This window comes from Pseudoalteromonas sp. SR44-8, from assembly GCF_014163635.1.
GTDB classification, from domain to species: Bacteria; Pseudomonadota; Gammaproteobacteria; order Enterobacterales; family Alteromonadaceae; genus Pseudoalteromonas; species Pseudoalteromonas rhizosphaerae.
Genome location: NZ_JACJDS010000003.1, coordinates 42,669 through 61,186, shown reverse-complemented (window position 1 = coordinate 61,186; position 18,518 = coordinate 42,669). Strand labels below are relative to the sequence as shown.

Sequence of the window (18,518 nt, the reverse complement as noted above, 5' to 3'; positions counted from 1 at the left end):
AAAGGTTTTTGACAAAGCTAGTATTTGGGTGCTAGCTTACTCGCGATTTAAAAGTTCCTTATTTTTATAGCAAGCATAAAGTTTTACTGCAAGCTATTTTTTATCATTTTTTACATGAGTATAACATTATGGAAAACTTTCGGGAACATCTTGCAAAGAGCCCTAAATGTGGTTTTTTTGCTGCTTTTACACTGGTAATGACCGCTTTTTCGGCGAATATATCTGCAAATCAAACTGAGCAAACCTTGCTGTTAATTGGTGGCGCATTAACGACTTGTTCAAGTTTAAGTCCTAAAAATTGCATTGAAAAAACATCATTAATAGGAAAAAAAGCGAATCAATTTCAATTGACGGGCAAAGCACTAAAAGAAATAAAAAGCCAATGGCCTGATGATAGTACTAATAACCGCAATGAAACCTTGCGGGTTTTATCAAAAATTGCCAAGCAACAGCCTAATCTTATCGATAAAGGGTCTTTGCTATGGGCTTGGCGGGATTTAGATAGCCGCTCGCTCAATAATTTAACTGATCGAGAATATAACTTTGTCACTGATATGCTGGAAGTGGCGGTTGTTGATGCTAAAGGCCAGCGCATAAAAGAAACGGTGCAAAGTAAACAAAATAATGAGCCGGCTGCTAATGATATAGTTAATTTTATTTCTGCAACAGCTAAAGTAAATAGTAAACAGCCGAGCTTATTAGCTATCACAGCATCGAGTCGCGACCCTTATGAATCGGCTGACTTTTACGAAGGCTTACTGGATTTTGATCGTATTAAAAGTTCATGGCTGGCATTAACTCCGGCATTAGCGCAAGCAATCACAACTGGGCAATGTGAAAAGCTAGCGCAATTTCGCCAGCAAAACATGCAGGTGTTTAATCGCCACAAAATCTATCCTGACCGTATTCAAGCTGAGCAACAACTATGCGACGCGGGTGTTGATAATTTAGTTGCAAAAATCGAATCTGCAACAGGTATTATGCTCAACGGTGGCGATCAAAGTTTAACTCGAAAAGTGTTATTTGATGGTACGGGCAAGCCTTATCCATGGACCAATGCTATACGTTCACGTCCGCTATTGGTAGGTACAAGTGCAGGCACAGCCATTCAAAGTGGTGGCAGTAACCAGTTTGGTAGTGTTGCGATGATCACTAATGGCACTAGTTTAGCTGCATTGCGCGATGGTGCGCACGCAGTTTCTGCACCGAGTGAACGTTGTGAAGATGATTGTAATCAAGGGCTAAGCGCAGATACATTAACCTATCAAACTAATGGTGGGCTGGGCAGCTTTAGTGCAGGTATAGTTGACACCCATTTTAGTGAGCGAAATCGCACTGTGCGTTTAGCGACATTGCTTGCAAAAACAGGGCAACAGTATGGCTTTGGTGTTGATGAAACGACAGCCTTGGTGATCATAAAATCACAACTGAGTACGATTGTGACAGTGTTAGGTAAGCATGGGGTAGTGCATTTAAATAAGGGCAAAGATAAATACAGTTTTGATTATTCATTTTGGCCAGCTGGTGCAATTATAGATGTAACACCCCAAGGGTACCAATTAAGCCAACGTACTATAGACAGTGCTTTGCCTGCAATCAAAATACCACCTTTGCCAATGCAGCGTTTCAATAACATACTCACCGATGCTAAATTGCGCTCGCTTACTCAGGCAATGTGTTTAACTAATGAGCAGTCAGCGGTAGGTCAGCAAGATGAGTTTATAGTGACTTTAAATGCCAGCAAAAATACCCAGTATCAGAGAATAAGTCCAAGCAGTTATGGCTGTGCAATTGAACGACTTAGCGTGAATATTACGACGATTCAATGATGCTTTGATGTAGAGCTACTGTTACTCACAGTAGCTCTTCTTTAAATGACAAAGTAATGTGTTAAATTGTCAACAACACCAATTTGGATATATTAGCTACCCATTTCCCCTCAAATCTCACAACCGATGATTGAACATCTGCTTGCTGTGTCGCTTTTCGTTCCAGACGTACAAAATGACTATTTTTAATATTTACTGCAGCTGCATTGTTATGCTCATTAAAGATAAAATTAACTCTTTTTGTACCTGCAATTAGCAATCGAGTTGTTCTGTTTTTTAGCTCACCGTCAAGTCTTTTTACATCACTTTACATGCTCTTAGATCTTTTAAAAATAATTCTCAATTAACATTGGAAAATGTAATAATTTAATTTAGAATGATCGTTCATTCTAAATTAAGGGTAGTTAACATGCAGCGTTCTCGCGTCGTTCTTTTTACTGTCACCGCTTTGGCAAGTGCAGTTGCTTTATCCGGTTGCGATCAAACTCAGCAGGCGAATGCGCCTGCTGCGCAGCCAGCTCCTGTTGGCGTAATTACATTAAAAAGCCAACCATTAACACTTACTAAGGAGCTTCCAGGGCGAGTAACTGCGTCTCAAGTGGCGCAAATTCGTCCTCAGGTAAGCGGTATCATTCAATCACGTTTATTCACTCAAGGTGCTGAAGTCAAAAAAGGTCAGGCTTTATATCAAATCGACCCAGCTACATTCGATGCGCAAGTAGCAAGTAGTAAAGCTGCTATTAGTAAGGCACAAGCAAGCATTGCTAATGCAAAAGCTAAATCAGATCGTTATGCTGAGTTACTAGCAATAAAAGCAGTCAGTCAACAAGATTTTGATGAAGCAGACGCAAGTTATAAAGGCGCGCAGGCTGATTTATTAACAGCTCAAGCGCAGCTTAAAACCGCACAGATCAATCTTAACTATAGTAAGGTTTCATCACCTATTAGTGGTCAAATTGGCAAATCGAACGTGACCGTAGGTGCTTTGGTAAGTGCTAATCAAGCAACCGTATTAGCAACCGTCACTCAGCTTGACCCAATTTATATTGACCTTACCCAATCAAGTAGTGAGTTGACTCGTTTGAAAAAAGCGATTGCTAATGGTGAGCTTGATAAAGATCTTACTGCGCAATCAAAGGTTGAACTCACTATGGAGGATGGCTCTGTGTATCCGCACACTGGCACTTTGCAGTTTTCTGAAGTAACTGTAGATCCAGGTACTGGCTCAGTAACGTTACGCGCCAAATTTCCAAACCCTGAAAAGCTACTATTACCAGGTATGTACGTCAGAGCTGTGGTTGTTGAAGGTGTTAAGTCTAATGCTATTTTAGTGCCGCAACGCGGTGTTAGTCGTAATAGCAAAGGTGAGCCTACAGCGATGGTGGTGAGTAAAGATAATACTGTTGAAGCGCGAGTATTAAAAACTGACCGTACAGTAGGTGCTAACTGGTTAGTGACAAGTGGCTTGAACGACGGCGATCAACTAATTGTTGAAGGTTTACAAAAAATAGCACCGGGCGCACCTGTTAATGCAGTGCCTGCCGAGTCAGCTACTAAAACTCAATAACGGAGTATTTTAATGTCGAGATTTTTTATCGATAGGCCAATTTTTGCATGGGTTCTGGCCATTGTTGTTATGTTGGCTGGAATACTTGCAATAAGGAGCTTGCCTGTAGCGCAGTATCCTTCAATTGCGCCGCCAGCCATTACTATTAGCGCAAGTTATCCTGGTGCGTCAGCACGCACACTTGAAGATTCAGTAACCCAAGTTATTGAACAAAAAATGAAAGGTTTAGATGGCTTGTTGTATATGTCATCAACTTCTGAATCCAGTGGTACAGCAACACTGACACTGACGTTTGATGCAGAAACTGACCCTGATATTGCACAAGTACAAGTACAAAATAAGCTAGCAACAGCTACGCCGTTGTTACCTGAAGAAGTACAACGCCAAGGTGTTGTTGTTGCTAAGTCATCATCTAGCTTTTTACTGGTAGTGGGTTTTGTGTCGCAAGATGGAAGTATGACCAATATTGACATCGGTGATTATGTGTCATCAAACGTGCAAGATATTGTAGCGCGTGTTGATGGGGTGGGCGAAGTACAATTGTTTGGCTCTCAATATGCAATGCGTATTTGGCTCGATCCGGCTAAGTTACAAAGCTATAAACTAACACCAGCGGATATATCTGCGGCGATAAAAGCGCAAAATGCACAGGTATCTGCAGGTCAACTTGGTGGAATGCCGGCGATAGCAGGTCAACAGCTTAATGCGACCGTTACCGCGCAAAGTCGATTACAAACACCTAAGCAGTTTGAAGATATTTTAGTTAAAACTAACAGTGATGGCTCTGTAGTTCGCTTAGTCGATGTCGCCAAAGTAGAGCTTGGTGGTGAAAACTACGGCGTGGTTGCGCGCTTCAACGGCAAACCAGCATCTGGTTTAGGCGTGAAGCTAGCCAGTGGAGCGAACGCCTTGGATACAGCGCAAGGTGTAAAAGATGCACTTGAAGAACTTAAACCATTTTTTCCACAGGGCTTAGAGGCGGTTGTTCCTTATGACACCACTCCTTTTGTTGCATTATCAATCGAAAAAGTAGTGCACACCCTAATAGAAGCGGTTGTTTTGGTATTTGTTGTAATGTACTTATTTTTACAAAACTTCAGAGCAACTATTATCCCAACCATTGCGGTACCTGTCGTATTGTTAGGTACGTTTGGTATTCTATTTACTTTCGGGTATTCAATTAATACCCTCACGATGTTTGCGATGGTATTGGCCATTGGTTTACTCGTAGATGATGCGATTGTTGTTGTAGAAAACGTTGAACGTTTAATGACCGAAGAAAAACTTTCTGCGGTTGAAGCAACGCGAAAATCGATGGATGAAATTAAAGGGGCGCTGGTAGGTATTGCTATGGTGCTGTCGGCTGTATTTATTCCGATGGCATTCTTTAGTGGCTCTACTGGGGTTATTTATCGTCAGTTCTCTATTACCTTAGTGTCGGCGATGGGGCTGTCGGTACTGGTTGCGCTTATTTTAACTCCCGCACTGTGTGCTACGTTATTAAAGCCTAGTCATGTACATACTGATGGTAGCATTATTGGTCGTTTTTTCTCAGGCTTTAATCGTGGTTTTGATAAAACCAATAAAGGTGCGCAAGGTTTTGTTGGTCGTATGATCAAACATTCTAAGCGCTACTTGCTTAGCTATGCATTAATTGTAGGCGGCATGGTGGCTATTTTTTCAAACTTACCAACGGCATTTTTACCTGATGAAGACCAAGGTATTTTGTTTAACCAAGTAATGCTTCCTGCAGGCTCTACTACAGAGCAAACGCTTGAAGTGGTTAAAAAAGTTGAAAACCACTATTTAGAAGATCAATCTGAAGCCGTTAGTTCAATTTTTACGGTAACAGGTTTTAGTTTTGCAGGCTCTGGACAAAACTCAGCAATTGGCTTTGTTAGCTTAAAGCACTGGGATGAGCGCCAACGTGACGACCTATCAGTGGGCGCCGTTGCAGGAAAAGGCATGGGGTATTTTTCAACGATTAAAGAGGCTTTTGTATTTGCATTTCCACCTCCGGCGATTGTTGAACTTGGAACCGCAAATGGCTTTAATATGTTTTTACAAGACCGTGTCGGTTTAGGTCATGATGAGCTATTAAAAGCGCGTAATCAGTTATTAGGTATGGCGAGTCAAAGTCCAATATTGGCAGGTGTTCGCCCTAATGGGCAAGAAGATATGCCTGAGTTACAGCTGGATATTGATCTTGCAAAAGCAGAAGCGCTTGGTGTGTCGCAAGGTGATATTAATAGTACGCTTTCGACGGCGTGGGGTAGTAGTTATGTAAATGACTTTATCGACCGTGGTCGCGTGAAAAAAGTATACCTGCAAGGTCAAGCCGATGCGAGAATGGTGCCTGAGGACTTAAACAAATGGTATGTGCGTAATAAAAACGGCGATATGGTGCCATTTTCAGCATTTGCTAGTTCTTATTGGTCTTATGGTTCGCCTCGCTTGGAAAGGTATAACGGCTTTTCAGCAATGGAAATCCAAGGCAGTGCAGCGCCAGGCTACAGTACAGGTCAAGCCATGGATGAAATGGAGCGTTTAGTTAAGCAGTTACCACAAGGTATTGCTTCTGAATGGACTGGTATTTCATATCAAGAGCGATCAAGTGGCGGTCAAGCGCCGTTGTTATATGGATTATCACTGTTATTTGTATTCTTATGTTTAGCAGCGCTTTATGAAAGTTGGTCAGTACCATTTGCAGTAATGATGATTGTGCCACTGGGGATTTTTGGTGCGATTGTAGCCGCCTTTATGGGTAACTTATCAAACGATATTTACTTACAAGTGGGTTTATTAACCACCATAGGTTTAGCCTCTAAAAATGCCATTTTAATCGTTGAGTTTGCGATTCATAAAATGGAAGAAGGCTTAAGCTTAGTTGACTCGGCCATTGCCGCTGTACGACTTCGCTTACGTCCTATTTTAATGACTTCAATGGCATTTGTGTGTGGTGTGCTTCCGTTAGCCATCGCCTCAAGTGCAGGCTCAGGTGCACAAAATGCATTAGGTATTTCAATTATTGGTGGAACACTTGCCGCCTCGTCACTGGTTGTTATTTTTGTACCTTTATTTTTTGTTTTAGTTCGCAGAGCATTCTCAGGCAAAACTAAAACAACGTCACAGGAGCAATCATAATGACATTCAAAACGTTAAGCTTAGCGAGTCTAAGCGTATTTGTGCTCAGTGCTTGCCAAATGGCACCTCCGCGTGAAGATATCGTGTTGCCGGTGCCTGATAGCTACGCAATACAGAGTGAGCAAGGTAATACAGCTGATTTAAGATGGCAGCAGTTTTTTGCGAATGAAAAACTGCAACACTTGATTGAGCAAACATTAGTTCATAATAAAGACCTTAAACTTGCCGCACTTAATGTGCAGCAAGTTCGTGCGCTTTATCAAATAGAAGACTCTGCCTTATATCCGTCAATCGATTTTGCTGCGTCGGGCACGCGTCAGCGCTTACCGGGAGACTTAACGTCAACCGGTAATGCACAAATTAGCGAGAGCTACAAAGCTACCGTGGGAATGACCGCGTATGAGCTCGATATATGGGGCAAAATTCGTAATCAATCTGATCAAGCTCTGCAAACTTTGTACGCGTCAGAGCAAACTCAAACGAGTGTAAAAATTAGCTTAATTTCTGAGTTGGTTAGTGCGTGGCTAAATTACGCTGCTGATAAAGAGCAGTTAGCGCTTGCTACGCAAACCCTAAAAAGTCAGCAGGCATCACTGGCGTTAACCGAAAAAAGCTATGCACTTGGCGCGGCATCAAAGTTAACGTTGGCACAAATTGAGAGCACTGTAGCCACCGCAAAAGTTGATATTGCTAACTATCAGCGCTTGTTAAAGCGTGATAAAAATGCCCTTGATTTATTAGTAGGTCAGCCGGTTTCAGCGCAGTTGTTACCTGTTGAGAGTTTAGATGAAGTACTAAATTTCCCGACCGTGCCTGTAGGCTTACCATCCGAGTTACTTGAACAACGTCCTGATATTAAAGCAGCAGAGTTTCAGTTATTAGCTGCTAACGCTAATATCGGTGTTGCAAAGGCGGCATTTTTTCCAAGTATTAGCTTAACGGCTAATGCCGGGAGTGTGTCGAGTGATCTAGATAATTTGTTTTCAAGTGGCACTGGCACTTGGAGCTTTATGCCATCGATCACGATACCGATATTTAATATGGGTCGTAATCAAGCAAACTTAGATGTTGCGCAAACTCAGCAACAGATTGCGCTAACAACCTATGAACAAACGATTCAACAGGCATTTAAAGAAGTCTCTGATGCGCTTGCCGATAGGGAAGGCTATATGCAGCAGCTAAGTGCGCTTGAAGATCTGTATAATAGTAATCAAGTGTCGTTTACACTCTCTGAAGCTCGCTTCGAAAAAGGCGCCGATAGCTATTTACAAGTGCTGGATGCACAACGTAATTGGTACAGTGCTGGGCAACAACTCATTAGCGGTAAAAAAGCCTATATTACGAGCCAAATTAGTTTGTATAAAGCGGTTGGAGGCGGTTGGCAACGATCGGCTCAACAGAGTGAATAGCCATTAGGCTGCGCCATTGTATAGTTTATCACTAGTTTATTAAGTTCTTTGTGGTAACCGACAAAGTTGATGTCAAAGGGCATATAAGCTAGTGATAATTATTAGGTTAAAGAAAAGCAGTGCTTTTCGGAGTTACTATGAAAGAAAAATCTAAGAGACAAACCGACCCTGCACTTGTGCAAGCACGCCGTGAGCAAGTGCTTAGTGCTGCGGCCGATTGTTTTAGACGAAAAGGCTATCATGGCGCAGGAATGGCCGAGATCTCAAAGACCGCAGGGATGAGCGCAGGACATATTTACAATTACTTTGCCAGTAAAGAAGCGATCATTGAATCGATTATAGAACAGGATATGGAAAAACTGTTCTCTATTTTTCAGGAGTATGAAGATCAACCTGGTGACTTAGTAACGATTTTACTCGATGGTTTAGACCACGCAGTGGATCATCATACTGATGTAAACCAAGGTGCACTGGATTTAGAGATGTTCGCTGAAGCTGCGCGCAACGATAAAGTGGCAGAGCAGTTGCGAAAGTCTGATTGTTACGCCAGAGAGAAAATGCGAAATCTTTTATTGAGTGAACGCAGTTTGATAAAAGACCTTAGTGCAACTGAACTTGAAAGTCGTATCGAAGTGATGTTTGCAATGATAAATGGGATTACCATACGTAAAACCCTGAATCCACATGTTGATAAAGCCACGCTATTATTAGCGCTTCGCCCGGCAATGCGGGTGTTGCTCATACCGTTCTAATTAGAGCCGAGGCCTTAAGCGCAAAGAGGTGTCGTTTAATCCTCTTTGCTGCGTTATTTTGGGGCTTAAAGCGTAATACCTTAAATTATAAGTTAGGTATATTTTAGTTTGTTCAGTAAATGATTCTTCACGGCTGGCCACTCTGATGCAATAATTGAATAAACAACAGTATCGCGAATCGATCCATCACTTGTTATTTGATGGCTGCGTAAAATACCATCTTGTTTAGCGCCTAGCCTTGCAATTGCCTTTCGCGACTGTTGATTAAAAAAGTGTGTTCTAAACTCAACTGCAATGGCATTGTGAGTATCAAATAAATACTTCAACATCAAAAGTTTACATTCAGTATTTACAGGACTTCTTCGTACAGCCTTGGCATACCATGTGTAGCCTAGTAATGCGCGCTGATGCTGTGCGTCTACGTTATAGAATCGAGTTGTGCCAACTATTTTATGGCTACTATTACACCTTACGGCGAAGGCGCTATTGCCGTTTTTGGCTTCAATAATTGCCCGCTCAACATAACTGTGCATTTGTTCTGGCGAAGGAACATTGGCATACCATAATTTCCAAGACTCTCCATCAAGCACCGCATGTTTTAATTCATCTATATGATGTAAGCTTAACACCTCAAGCGTTATAAAGTGCCCAACCAATGGCATTGGTTTTAACCACTGCATATATTTCCCTTACTCCTGAGACCATTGTTTAATATCTCAACGTTTTGTACATAGAGATGATCCTATAAGGATTCAATGATAGCAACTTACACATTGAATTTTACAATTAATCTGTTGATTTCAGCTATAAATCAATAAACTCAAATCCGCTCCATTGACCACTGTACCGCGATTATTGCGATGGCGAGTGAGCCTGCAGGCATCACCCATTTTTGATACCAGTGATAGTTTCTTGCCCAAATAAGGACTGGTAATGTAACTGCTAATATAGCCAGTTGGCCTATCTCTACACCTAAATTAAATGCGAGCACGCTGAGTAATTGATAGTCACTGGATAGCCCTAATTCACCTAATACACTCGCAAAGCCCATGCCATGCAATAAACCAAAGGCGAATGTGACCCAACCTAAACGCACAACTAACGGCCAAATATTGTTAAGAGCTGCAAACAACACCGATATAGCGATTCCCAATTCTACCCAGCGACTGTTAGGTGTAACTAATTGCATTGCAGTGGCGGTCAGAGTGATTGAATGCGCCAAAGTAAATGCGGTAACTATCCATGCGGTGTGTTTGAAGATCGTGACTTTTGATTCTACACCTTGCCATTTTGCTGATTTTTTTACTAATACACAGGTAAGCAACAATGCAATTAAAAATAAGATATGGTCAAGTCCGAGCCAAATATGCAGCACTCCTTGGTAAACATATTGATTAAAAGTGGTGAGGTAATTGCTTTTAGTAAAATCAAAAGTTTGAAGGGCATTATTTTTACTCATCACGCGAGTTTGTTCATTGATAGTGACAATTGCTTTATGATTGGCATCAGTATCGAAAAATGCCTGATAATGAAATGCTATGGCGCTGTGGTTCGTGTCCAGAGCTGGGCAGGATAATTGCAATTTAACAACCACATAGGGTTGATTAAAATGACTATCAAGCTGCAACGGAGCGTCGCTGGTAAGCGTACATACTTGCTCGTCCGCTGATGTTACCGTCAGTGAGGTCAGGACAAAATCACTTATGGCGCTATGTTTTGCACTGATCTCATGCCATGCGATAGCCCCATCTTGGTTTAAATCAAACGCCACCTGTTGCTCTAAATCGGCAACGTTGATTTGCCAACTACCTGTAAAATGGCTGTCATCAATTGCGTTTAAATTAATATAGCTGGTACTTAATTGGTGTGCTTGAGCTGTTCCTTGCAACATGAAAAATAAACACAGGTTACAAAAAAACGCAGTTACAAATGCGTTCATAAAGAGGCTCCTTGTGCACGTGTAAGTAGTTGCTGATCGGCATCAAGCTTGGCTTGTTGCCAATTTATTTTTGCCCAGTATAGGGCTTTTTCTGGCTGTTTATTGATGTCTAAATAATAGTGAGCTAAATCACTGGCATGGAAACTGTCTTGGCGTAATTCACGCAGCGCCACTCTTTGCGCCATTAAATTTTGCCATTGCGTCAGCGAGGTATCGTTGTAGTGTTGCTCTGCAATTGCTAAGCGCAGCAACAAGGCATCCTCTAAATTTTGTTTTTCATTTACCAGTGCGGGCAAAGTGTTAAGCACTTTTTGATAATTCCCTTGCGCTAAATAAATATCTGCCCATAACACTACAAGGCTGACGGGGGCTGTTTTTAATGGCAATGACTGGATATGAGCGAGCGCTTCATCGGGTTTATTGAGTCTCAGTGCCATTTCAGCCAATACATGGCGGGTATTATCGCTTTGTTTATTACTTGTAATACTGTTTGCTAAACTTTGATAACTTTGTGCTAATTGACCGTCTTGGCTTAGTACATCAAATGTACAGGTATTAATTACATCCATTGCTGTTAGAGCCAAGAGTTTTAAGCATTGTTGTTTGGCGGCTTTAAAGTCACCTTGAACCATTAGCATATTGGCGCGTAATAGATGGGTGTTAACATGGTTAGGATCGCGTTTTAGTACTGCATCGGTGATTGCTAAGGCTGCTGAAAATTGATGTTCACGTTGTAAAACGCGTGCATACATATAGCCAATTTGTGGTGTGGGAGATTGCGCATAGCGCTGCTGTAACTGGTTTTTTAATAAGCCTTGGCGAAGCTCAGTTTGACCTACTTGTTGGCTATTTATCAGTAACGTCATTAATTCGTCTTGATTAAGGTGTGCGGTATTTATTGCGCGGGCTTTTGCGATGATCTCGTCATCTGCTGGCGTATAAGGTTCAGCCCCTGCATTAACAGAGATCAATAAACAAAGGTAAGTAAAAGCACGGGTGATCATAGCATTCTCCTTAAAAAGGCCATCCATGGCCTGCAAGTTTTATTGTGTGATTTAGTTGTTACCTAACAAATCGTCAAATGTGGCATTTTCATCCGCATTTGTGAATGTACGGCCGTTCACACTCAGTGGCTTATCGGTAGCCGCTTGGTTAAATGCTGCACGGCCCAGTTGTGCAAAATCGACTTCAAGTGCTTCAATAGTGATATCAACCATTGCGGTAACTTGGCTGTTTACCCCATCACTGACTGCAAAGGTAAAGCTATCAGAGCCAGTCGTTTCAAGGTTCGGCGTATAGGTGTAACTACCATCACTATTAACCACTACCATGCCTAGCATTGGCTCAGTAACCAGACTGAAGGTAAGAGTATCTCCTTCAGGATCAGAACCTTGTAGCATGTCTTCAATTACAACTTCGGTTTGTGTGGTTACCATATCAGCTGTTGCTGTAGGTGCTTTATTTACCATCGGTGGTATCTCGACGGTGTTATGGTCGTCATCATTGCTACAGCCGCTGAGTGTAAGCGCAGCAAGCAATAACCCAAGATGTGATAATTTAAAATGTTGCATGAGTGTTCTCCTTATTTAGACCCTGCAAGTGGAGTTGCTAGATATGGGAAGCTTGCATCCATCATCGTAGCGTTCACTGGTGCACCATCAGTAAATGGTACGTTACCTACACTGGCATCATCAGATGTGCACAGGCCTAAATCAGTATTTGTACCATTTACTGGAATTGGATAGCATAAGCGACCCATTACCACACGTAGCGCAATATCAACTACATCATCACCAGGACGACGGCCATTTGGGAAACCCGCTAAATCATCGCCAGCAACACCGAATGCTGATTGATCTGCTTGTGCTTTTGCAGCGATATTGGTATTTAGACGCAGCATTTCAGCGCCTGTAACAGTGGCCAATTGATTAACGCCTGGGAAACCAGTTAAAAATGCAGTTACTAAGTCATTACGTGGAAAATTCGTTGGTGCAAGGGTCGCTAGATTTGCCCCTAAGGTGGTGTTAACCGCATCTTTGAACAGAATATTTAATAGCTCTGGTAAAGATGGGTGGGTAACATAATCAATAAATTGACCATCGTCTTTAGGCTGTGAACTTGAGAAGGTATCTTTGTCTTTTAAACCAATTACCAGCTCATTAACAAGTGGATTACCTAAACGAGATACTTGAGTAAGCGCACCACCATTTACCGCATTGTTCGCAAATTTAGCATTTGGGTTTAAAATACGCGCCTGTGGTAAGCTAGCTGTAGTCCATGTGCCAATAGTGCCATTGCCATTACCAACTACACAGCTTTTAGGTACTTCAATAGCAATTGCGGTCACATTTTTATCTGCTAAGTCATCATTATCTGCCGATTGTGTAATGCCTCCAGGGAAGCCCTCGCCATCACCTGCGCCCGGCGCACTGTCGCCTTCTACCGGCACATAGTTCACTAAGTCAAAGGTTTTGCCTAGGTTCACCACGAATGGATCTTTACGTTGGCCAACAAATACTTTTGCCATACCGTCACAGCCCGGGATTGCTACTTGATATACAAATTGCGCTGCGTAGCTTTTATAGCCATCCATTGATGAAAACGTTTTATCGCCAATATAATCAAGTGGCTTGTGGAATTCATTACTGCTGGTCATGGTATTAGTTAGCATGGTTTTGCTACCTGTACGCTGATCACCTGCGATCATCGTCATAGTGTATGATTCGCTAAAGTTAACTGCGGCATTATTGCCAGCTGCAACACCACCAACATTTTTAAGTGGTACAGCAACAGTACGTTGGTTGCCTTCAGGGCCAACGGTTAATGCAACGCCTTGATTGTCATTAGGCAGCATACTTTTGAAGTTAAAGGCGAAACTAATATCTTCAATCGCATCGCCATCGTTATCAATATGGATGCTGTAGGTTGCATCAGGATCCATGGCAAAATAGTTAGGTCCACCATAGCCATCTTGCAGTGGAATATAGTTTGCAATCAGGGTGACATAATCACCACGGCCTTGTTCATAACTGTTAAATGCATAAAAATCTGTTGAATCTAAAGTCGGGAAACGACTGATATTTGGAGCTTCACGGTGACTTGACGCCTCTGATGGGGCGCTTACGAAGGTACTGCATACTACAACTGCTAATATTGACGGAGTTAAAGCTTTCATGACTTTGTCCTTTAGTTTTAATAAATAGTGGTCATAGTTAATAACGCATGGTGGTCGTAATTAGATGCAAAGAAACGTAAATAAAGTTAATAAAATGTCTTTTTATTTTTATTGCTTTGATTTTAAAGCAATAAAAAACCAGCTTGCGCTGGTTTTCAACTATCTTTTATTGTTTTACTACAATAAAATTAATTCAGTAGTGTAAAGTACTTCGCTAGGTAAGCCGTTTGGTGAGCCACCTATTGGCTCTATACTAATTGCTAACAGGGCAATATCTTGCGCGTTAAAACGTGCGTCTTTCAATATTGATTTAACGCCATCTTTAGGAAGTAGCCCTAATGATATTGGTATATCTTGCCCTTTTAAAATCATCCACAGCTCATAATCTTTATCCGTCCTTGCCGTAAGCTGCTCGCTGGCTTTTATTGATAAGCCTTGCTCGTTGATATCAATAAACCATAATGGTTTTTCGCTGGCATCTTTAAACAGTGCAATTTGCTGAGTGTTTTGCCCTACAGGCGTTTGTGGCTGCCAAATAATCAAAGCTAATACTACACAGGCTGCGGTAGCAATTAACGACCACGCTTGCCAAATACCAGTTTTAGGTTGAATAACATTGTTCGATACTACTTGCTGTGGGTCAATACGTTGTGAAATTGCTTCCCAAACATGGCTATCTGGCGGCACAGATTTAATTGAGCTGGCTAAATTATTTAAATGTTGCTCCCACATCCAGGTCGCCTCTCGAACACGATTTGATGAGAGCATCAAACGTTGAAAGCGTTTGCGAGCAGAGCCTTTTAATGTTCCTAACACGTATTCAGCCGCCAACATATCGATGAGTTTTTGATTGTCATAATTCATAACGTTAAGCACCTTTGCAACTGTTGCAGGCCGCGTCTGATCCAGCTTTTTACTGTGCCAAGCGGAGTATCAATATGATCAACTAACTCACGGTGAGTCAAGCCTTTGTAGTAGGCTAAGTGGATCGCCTGTTTTTGCTGTTCATCTAGTTGCTCTATACAATCAACGAGTTTACTTTTATCTTCGTAATCAATAGCTAAAGGTGAGTCAGTTAAATCATCTGAGATTGCTGAGTCGTCATCTAGGGCTTGCTCTTTACGGACTTTATGATAGCGCAAAGAGTCTAAGCTACGATAACGAACAATGCTGATCATCCAGCTGATGACAGTGCCTTTAGTTACTTGATAATCAGATGCATTGTGCCAAATTTTCACAAATGCATCTTGTAGCGCTTCTTCAGCATGTGCACGATTGCTTAACATTTTTAAGCTGATCGCAAACAGCTTTGCACTTGTGGCATTATACAATTTAGCAAATGCCTGTTTATTGCCCTGTGCGGTTGCACTTAGTAGAGGTAATAATTCGTCGGTTTCCATAAAGTTCCTATTTTTATTGTCAGTTGGTAAACGTTTCAGGATGTAAATTGGATGCAAAAAACCAACTAAATGATGGGTGCTTACTATTATTTTCATGCTTTTCCACCAGTTAGCCTAGCAGCAAAATACGGCTTATCAAGTTGAGAAGCTCCGTCGGCTATTTGGTAGCAAGGTTTTACAATCGAAGTTTTGAAGTGATTAATGACTCTTTTAAGTAAAACAATATGGCTGACAAAATTGAAATTTTACCAAATTGCAAAAAAATCCCGTTGCTTACAATAAATGCCTTGTTTTAGTTATGGTTAAACGGTGCATGAATGTCATACAATGGGGTAAAAGTAGACCACATAAGAGAGATTAAAATGGCCGCATTCGGTACCGTATTTATGCCGCAGATGATTCAAGCACGTTTTACTGATAACGCTTGGAGCGAAAGCTCTGTTGTTCCGTCAGATAAAATTGAACTTCATGCTGGTGCACATGTTCTTCACTATTCAAGTACATGTTTTGAGGGGTTAAAAGCATTTCGCCATGAAGACGGCTCAGTTTATATTTTCCGTATGGACGCTAACATTGCCCGCATGAAACAAAGCTCGCATTTATTAAGTTTACCTGAAGTTGATGGAGCCATGCTTGAAAAAATGATCATTGATATTGTTCGCCAATATGCTGATGAAACGCCGTTACCACCGGGCTCTATGTATATTCGTCCAACTCATATCGGTACTGAAGCTGCAATTGGTAAAGCGGCTGTGCCGTCATTAAGTTCATTATTGTATGTGCTATTATCACCTGTTGGTGATTACTTTGCTGGTGGCGCGACTGCGCTGCGAGTATTGTTAGAAGAAGATGGTATGCGCTGTGCCCCACACATGGGTATGATCAAAAGCGGTGGTAACTACGCTAGCGCATTAGCACCCATTACGGCAGCACGCTTGCAACATCAAGCCGACCAAATTCTATTCTGTCCAGGCGGTGATGTACAAGAAACTGGTGCCGCAAACTTTATTTTAATTGATGGTAATGAAATTATTACTAAAGCGCTAGACAGCACCTTTTTACATGGCGTGACGCGCAGCAGTATTTTAACCATCGCTAAAGATTTAGGTATGACAGTATCCGAGCGCAATTTTACAGTCACTGAATTACTTGAGCGTGCTGCAAAACCGGGTACTGAAGCTGCTTTATCTGGCACTGCTGCGGTATTAACCCCAGTGGGTACTTTTATTCATAATGATAAAGAATACAAAGTGGGCAGTGGTGAAGCAGGGCCAACGACAATGCGTTTGCGCCAAGCCCTTAACGATATTCAATGGGGTAAAGCACCAGACACCCATGGCTGGTTAACCAAAATCGACGTGTAAAGTTAAACGATATGTTTTTATAAAAAGCCTAGGTTATTTATAACCTAGGCTTTTTTATGGTCTAAGTTATTTAATAATCTATACTTTCAACTGTGTAAGTTAGCTGCAAAGATGTGTAAAAATAACGTATGTAAACACAGCAAGTATCACTAAACTAATCAGTTGATATCTTAATGCTATGAAATATATATGAATATTTATTTCTGTGAAATTTTATTAGTGGCGCATAGATTGCATTTCTATTTGGGTATAACTAACGACAAAAGGAGCGTTTATGTGGGCCGCAATAAGTTACTTATTATTGGCAATTGTATTTATCATTATGGGGTGGCAGGTTAGTCCTAGCTATTTTTCGCTGCTATTCTATTGGACGGCTTTATCTTTATTACTGGTAAGCGGTGCCTATTTTTTTAATATTGCAAAAATTTTTCGTAAACGAGAAAACGGTGTTATCCCGTTTTACATTCGTTGGGCTTTCATACCTTTTTTATTGGGGGCACAAGTTTATAACGCGTGGAGCCGAAAGCACGATAAAGTACCGCCATTACAACAAATTAACGAACACTTATTTTTAGCCTGTCGGTTATTCCCTTCAGATATAGATACTTTAAAAGATAACGGTATTACCGCGATTTTAGATGTAACCTGTGAATTTGATGGACTTGAATGGTCATCAACACAAGAAAACATAAACTATTTAAATATCCCTGTGCTTGATCATCGAGTCCCAACACGTTCGCAGCTTAATCAAGCGATTAACTGGATTGCCCATCATATTAAAGATAATCGTCGAGTGGTGGTGCATTGTGCGTTGGGTCGTGGTCGATCGGTGTTTGTGATGGCGGCTTATTTACTCAGTCAAAATAAGGAGGCTGATGTACATCAAGTGCTTGCGCAAATAAAAGAAACACGCGAAACCGCTAATTTAAATAAACACCAACTACGTCAACTAGTTAAACGCCATAGAAAGGGTGAGTTATTAATCAAAAATAAAGCGGTATTAATTGCTAATCCAGTTTCCGGCACTAAGTTATGGCAGCAAAAAGAGCATTTAATTGTTGCGCGTTTATCTGCTTATTATAACTTAAAAGTGATGATCACATCAGTGGAGCAAAATGGGATTGTGTTGGCCAAACAAGCGATAGCTGATAAGCCAGATATGATCATCGCCTGCGGAGGCGATGGCACAGTGGCAGAAGTGGCAAGTGTTTTGGTAAACACAGACTGTAAATTAGGTATTATCCCATTTGGCACAGCCAATGCTCTAGCACATGTTTTAATGGGAATTAAGTCAAAGTTGATCCCTGTGGAAGTAGCATGTGATTTGATTATTGAAGGGCAAACCAAGCAAATGGATACAGCATATTGCAATGGTGAGTTAATGCTGCTGTTAGCAGGGATTGGCTTTGAACAACACATGATTGAAAAAGCCGATCGGGATACTAAAAACGAGCTTGGTCAGTTCGCATATTTACAGGGCTTCTGGCAAGCTTTAGGCGAACAAAAAGCCCAAGATTTCACAGTACAGCTAGATGATAACGAGCCGCAGCAAATACATACCAATAGTTTAATTGTCGCTAATGCTGCACCTTTTACTACTTTACTAGCGCAAGGTGGGGGACAGCCTGATCACTATGATGGCTTGCTCGATGTTAATTGGCTTACTCCAAACCAAGACGCATCAGCCAATGTATTAAGTATTGCTGAGCTGGTATTTAGCAGTATTACCCAAGCACATTTTGCGATTAATTCACATCATACCAATGCGCGCCGCGTTGCAATATCGGCGACTCAGGAAATAAAATATGTACTTGATGGTGAAGTTAAAAGTGCTGATAAATTGATCATTGAAATTACTCCGCAATCACTGGCGGTGATCTGTGCAGAGCAGGTCGAGTAACTGAACTTGTTGCGCGTTATAAGCTATAACGCGCAATGG

General features: G+C 41.5%; 14 protein-coding genes. 7 read left to right on the top strand and 7 right to left on the bottom strand.

What is annotated here, in order from left to right; translation table 11 throughout:
* The first annotated feature begins 128 nt into the window (after positions 1-128).
* The 5 genes from H5183_RS01950 to H5183_RS01930 all read left to right on the top strand — a co-directional run bounded on the left by H5183_RS01950 (position 129) and on the right by H5183_RS01930 (position 8,701).
* Complete coding sequence (locus H5183_RS01950; protein WP_182730779.1) at positions 129-1,829, top strand: cyanophycinase; 1,701 nt, start codon at positions 129-131, stop codon at positions 1,827-1,829.
* A gap of 409 nt (positions 1,830-2,238) precedes the next feature.
* Complete coding sequence (locus H5183_RS01945; protein ID WP_182730778.1) at positions 2,239-3,396, top strand: efflux RND transporter periplasmic adaptor subunit; 1,158 nt, start codon at positions 2,239-2,241, stop codon at positions 3,394-3,396.
* 12 nt (positions 3,397-3,408) lie between these two features.
* Positions 3,409-6,540, top strand: coding sequence for an efflux RND transporter permease subunit (locus H5183_RS01940; protein ID WP_182730777.1), 3,132 nt, complete (start codon positions 3,409-3,411; stop codon positions 6,538-6,540).
* The gene (locus H5183_RS01935) at positions 6,540-7,949 is read left to right on the top strand and encodes an efflux transporter outer membrane subunit (RefSeq protein WP_182730776.1); all 1,410 of its coding nucleotides are present in this window, start codon (positions 6,540-6,542) and stop codon (positions 7,947-7,949) included. The genes H5183_RS01940 and H5183_RS01935 overlap by 1 nt, the downstream gene beginning before the upstream one ends.
* A gap of 137 nt (positions 7,950-8,086) precedes the next feature.
* Complete coding sequence (locus H5183_RS01930; RefSeq protein ID WP_182730775.1) at positions 8,087-8,701, top strand: TetR/AcrR family transcriptional regulator; 615 nt, start codon at positions 8,087-8,089, stop codon at positions 8,699-8,701.
* Positions 8,702-8,793: 92 nt separating this feature from the next.
* Here the strand turns inward: H5183_RS01930 and H5183_RS01925 are convergent, their stop codons facing one another.
* From H5183_RS01925 to H5183_RS01895, 7 genes are all read right to left on the bottom strand, one after another.
* Entirely contained in the window at positions 8,794-9,381 is a 588-nt protein-coding gene (locus H5183_RS01925; protein ID WP_182730774.1) for a GNAT family N-acetyltransferase, read from the bottom strand.
* Between the two features lie 140 nt (positions 9,382-9,521).
* Entirely contained in the window at positions 9,522-10,640 is a 1,119-nt protein-coding gene (locus H5183_RS01920; RefSeq protein WP_182730773.1) for a HupE/UreJ family protein, read from the bottom strand.
* Positions 10,637-11,644: a hypothetical protein gene (locus tag H5183_RS01915; protein WP_182730772.1), complete on the bottom strand. Its 1,008-nt coding sequence runs from the start codon at positions 11,642-11,644 to the stop codon at positions 10,637-10,639. Before H5183_RS01915 ends, H5183_RS01920 begins: the two co-directional genes overlap by 4 nt.
* A gap of 51 nt (positions 11,645-11,695) precedes the next feature.
* Positions 11,696-12,211: an Ig-like domain-containing protein gene (locus tag H5183_RS01910; protein WP_182730771.1), complete on the bottom strand. Its 516-nt coding sequence runs from the start codon at positions 12,209-12,211 to the stop codon at positions 11,696-11,698.
* A gap of 11 nt (positions 12,212-12,222) precedes the next feature.
* The gene (locus H5183_RS01905) at positions 12,223-13,815 is read right to left on the bottom strand and encodes a DUF4331 domain-containing protein (RefSeq protein ID WP_182730770.1); all 1,593 of its coding nucleotides are present in this window, start codon (positions 13,813-13,815) and stop codon (positions 12,223-12,225) included.
* A 177-nt stretch (positions 13,816-13,992) separates the two neighbouring features.
* Positions 13,993-14,679, bottom strand: a complete 687-nt coding sequence (locus tag H5183_RS01900) for an anti-sigma factor domain-containing protein (protein WP_145234383.1) — start codon at positions 14,677-14,679, stop codon at positions 13,993-13,995.
* Positions 14,676-15,215, bottom strand: a complete 540-nt coding sequence (locus H5183_RS01895; RefSeq protein ID WP_182730842.1) for a sigma-70 family RNA polymerase sigma factor — start codon at positions 15,213-15,215, stop codon at positions 14,676-14,678. The genes H5183_RS01900 and H5183_RS01895 overlap by 4 nt, the downstream gene beginning before the upstream one ends.
* A gap of 362 nt (positions 15,216-15,577) precedes the next feature.
* Between H5183_RS01895 and H5183_RS01890 the strand changes: the two genes are divergently transcribed.
* Together H5183_RS01890 and H5183_RS01885 are read left to right on the top strand one after the other, a co-directional pair.
* Positions 15,578-16,579 (top strand): branched-chain amino acid aminotransferase, encoded by a 1,002-nt coding sequence (locus tag H5183_RS01890; RefSeq protein ID WP_149979978.1) that lies wholly within the window; start codon positions 15,578-15,580, stop codon positions 16,577-16,579.
* A 274-nt stretch (positions 16,580-16,853) separates the two neighbouring features.
* Positions 16,854-18,479, top strand: a complete 1,626-nt coding sequence (locus H5183_RS01885; protein ID WP_182730769.1) for a diacylglycerol kinase family protein — start codon at positions 16,854-16,856, stop codon at positions 18,477-18,479.
* Positions 18,480-18,518: the final 39 nt, after the last annotated feature.

What these genes read in the sequence shown, in the direction of transcription:
- H5183_RS01950 (WP_182730779.1), top strand. Translation starts at nt 129, where the DNA reads ATGGAAAACTTTCGGGAACATCTTGCAAAGAGCCCTAAATGTGGTTTT.
- H5183_RS01945 (WP_182730778.1), top strand. Translation starts at nt 2,239, where the DNA reads ATGCAGCGTTCTCGCGTCGTTCTTTTTACTGTCACCGCTTTGGCAAGT.
- H5183_RS01940 (WP_182730777.1), top strand. Translation starts at nt 3,409, where the DNA reads ATGTCGAGATTTTTTATCGATAGGCCAATTTTTGCATGGGTTCTGGCC.
- H5183_RS01935 (WP_182730776.1), top strand. Translation starts at nt 6,540, where the DNA reads ATGACATTCAAAACGTTAAGCTTAGCGAGTCTAAGCGTATTTGTGCTC.
- H5183_RS01930 (WP_182730775.1), top strand. Translation starts at nt 8,087, where the DNA reads ATGAAAGAAAAATCTAAGAGACAAACCGACCCTGCACTTGTGCAAGCA.
- H5183_RS01925 (WP_182730774.1), bottom strand. Translation starts at nt 9,381, where the DNA reads ATGCAGTGGTTAAAACCAATGCCATTGGTTGGGCACTTTATAACGCTT.
- H5183_RS01920 (WP_182730773.1), bottom strand. Translation starts at nt 10,640, where the DNA reads ATGAACGCATTTGTAACTGCGTTTTTTTGTAACCTGTGTTTATTTTTC.
- H5183_RS01915 (WP_182730772.1), bottom strand. Translation starts at nt 11,644, where the DNA reads ATGATCACCCGTGCTTTTACTTACCTTTGTTTATTGATCTCTGTTAAT.
- H5183_RS01910 (WP_182730771.1), bottom strand. Translation starts at nt 12,211, where the DNA reads ATGCAACATTTTAAATTATCACATCTTGGGTTATTGCTTGCTGCGCTT.
- H5183_RS01905 (WP_182730770.1), bottom strand. Translation starts at nt 13,815, where the DNA reads ATGAAAGCTTTAACTCCGTCAATATTAGCAGTTGTAGTATGCAGTACC.
- H5183_RS01900 (WP_145234383.1), bottom strand. Translation starts at nt 14,679, where the DNA reads ATGAATTATGACAATCAAAAACTCATCGATATGTTGGCGGCTGAATAC.
- H5183_RS01895 (WP_182730842.1), bottom strand. Translation starts at nt 15,215, where the DNA reads ATGGAAACCGACGAATTATTACCTCTACTAAGTGCAACCGCACAGGGC.
- H5183_RS01890 (WP_149979978.1), top strand. Translation starts at nt 15,578, where the DNA reads ATGGCCGCATTCGGTACCGTATTTATGCCGCAGATGATTCAAGCACGT.
- H5183_RS01885 (WP_182730769.1), top strand. Translation starts at nt 16,854, where the DNA reads ATGTGGGCCGCAATAAGTTACTTATTATTGGCAATTGTATTTATCATT.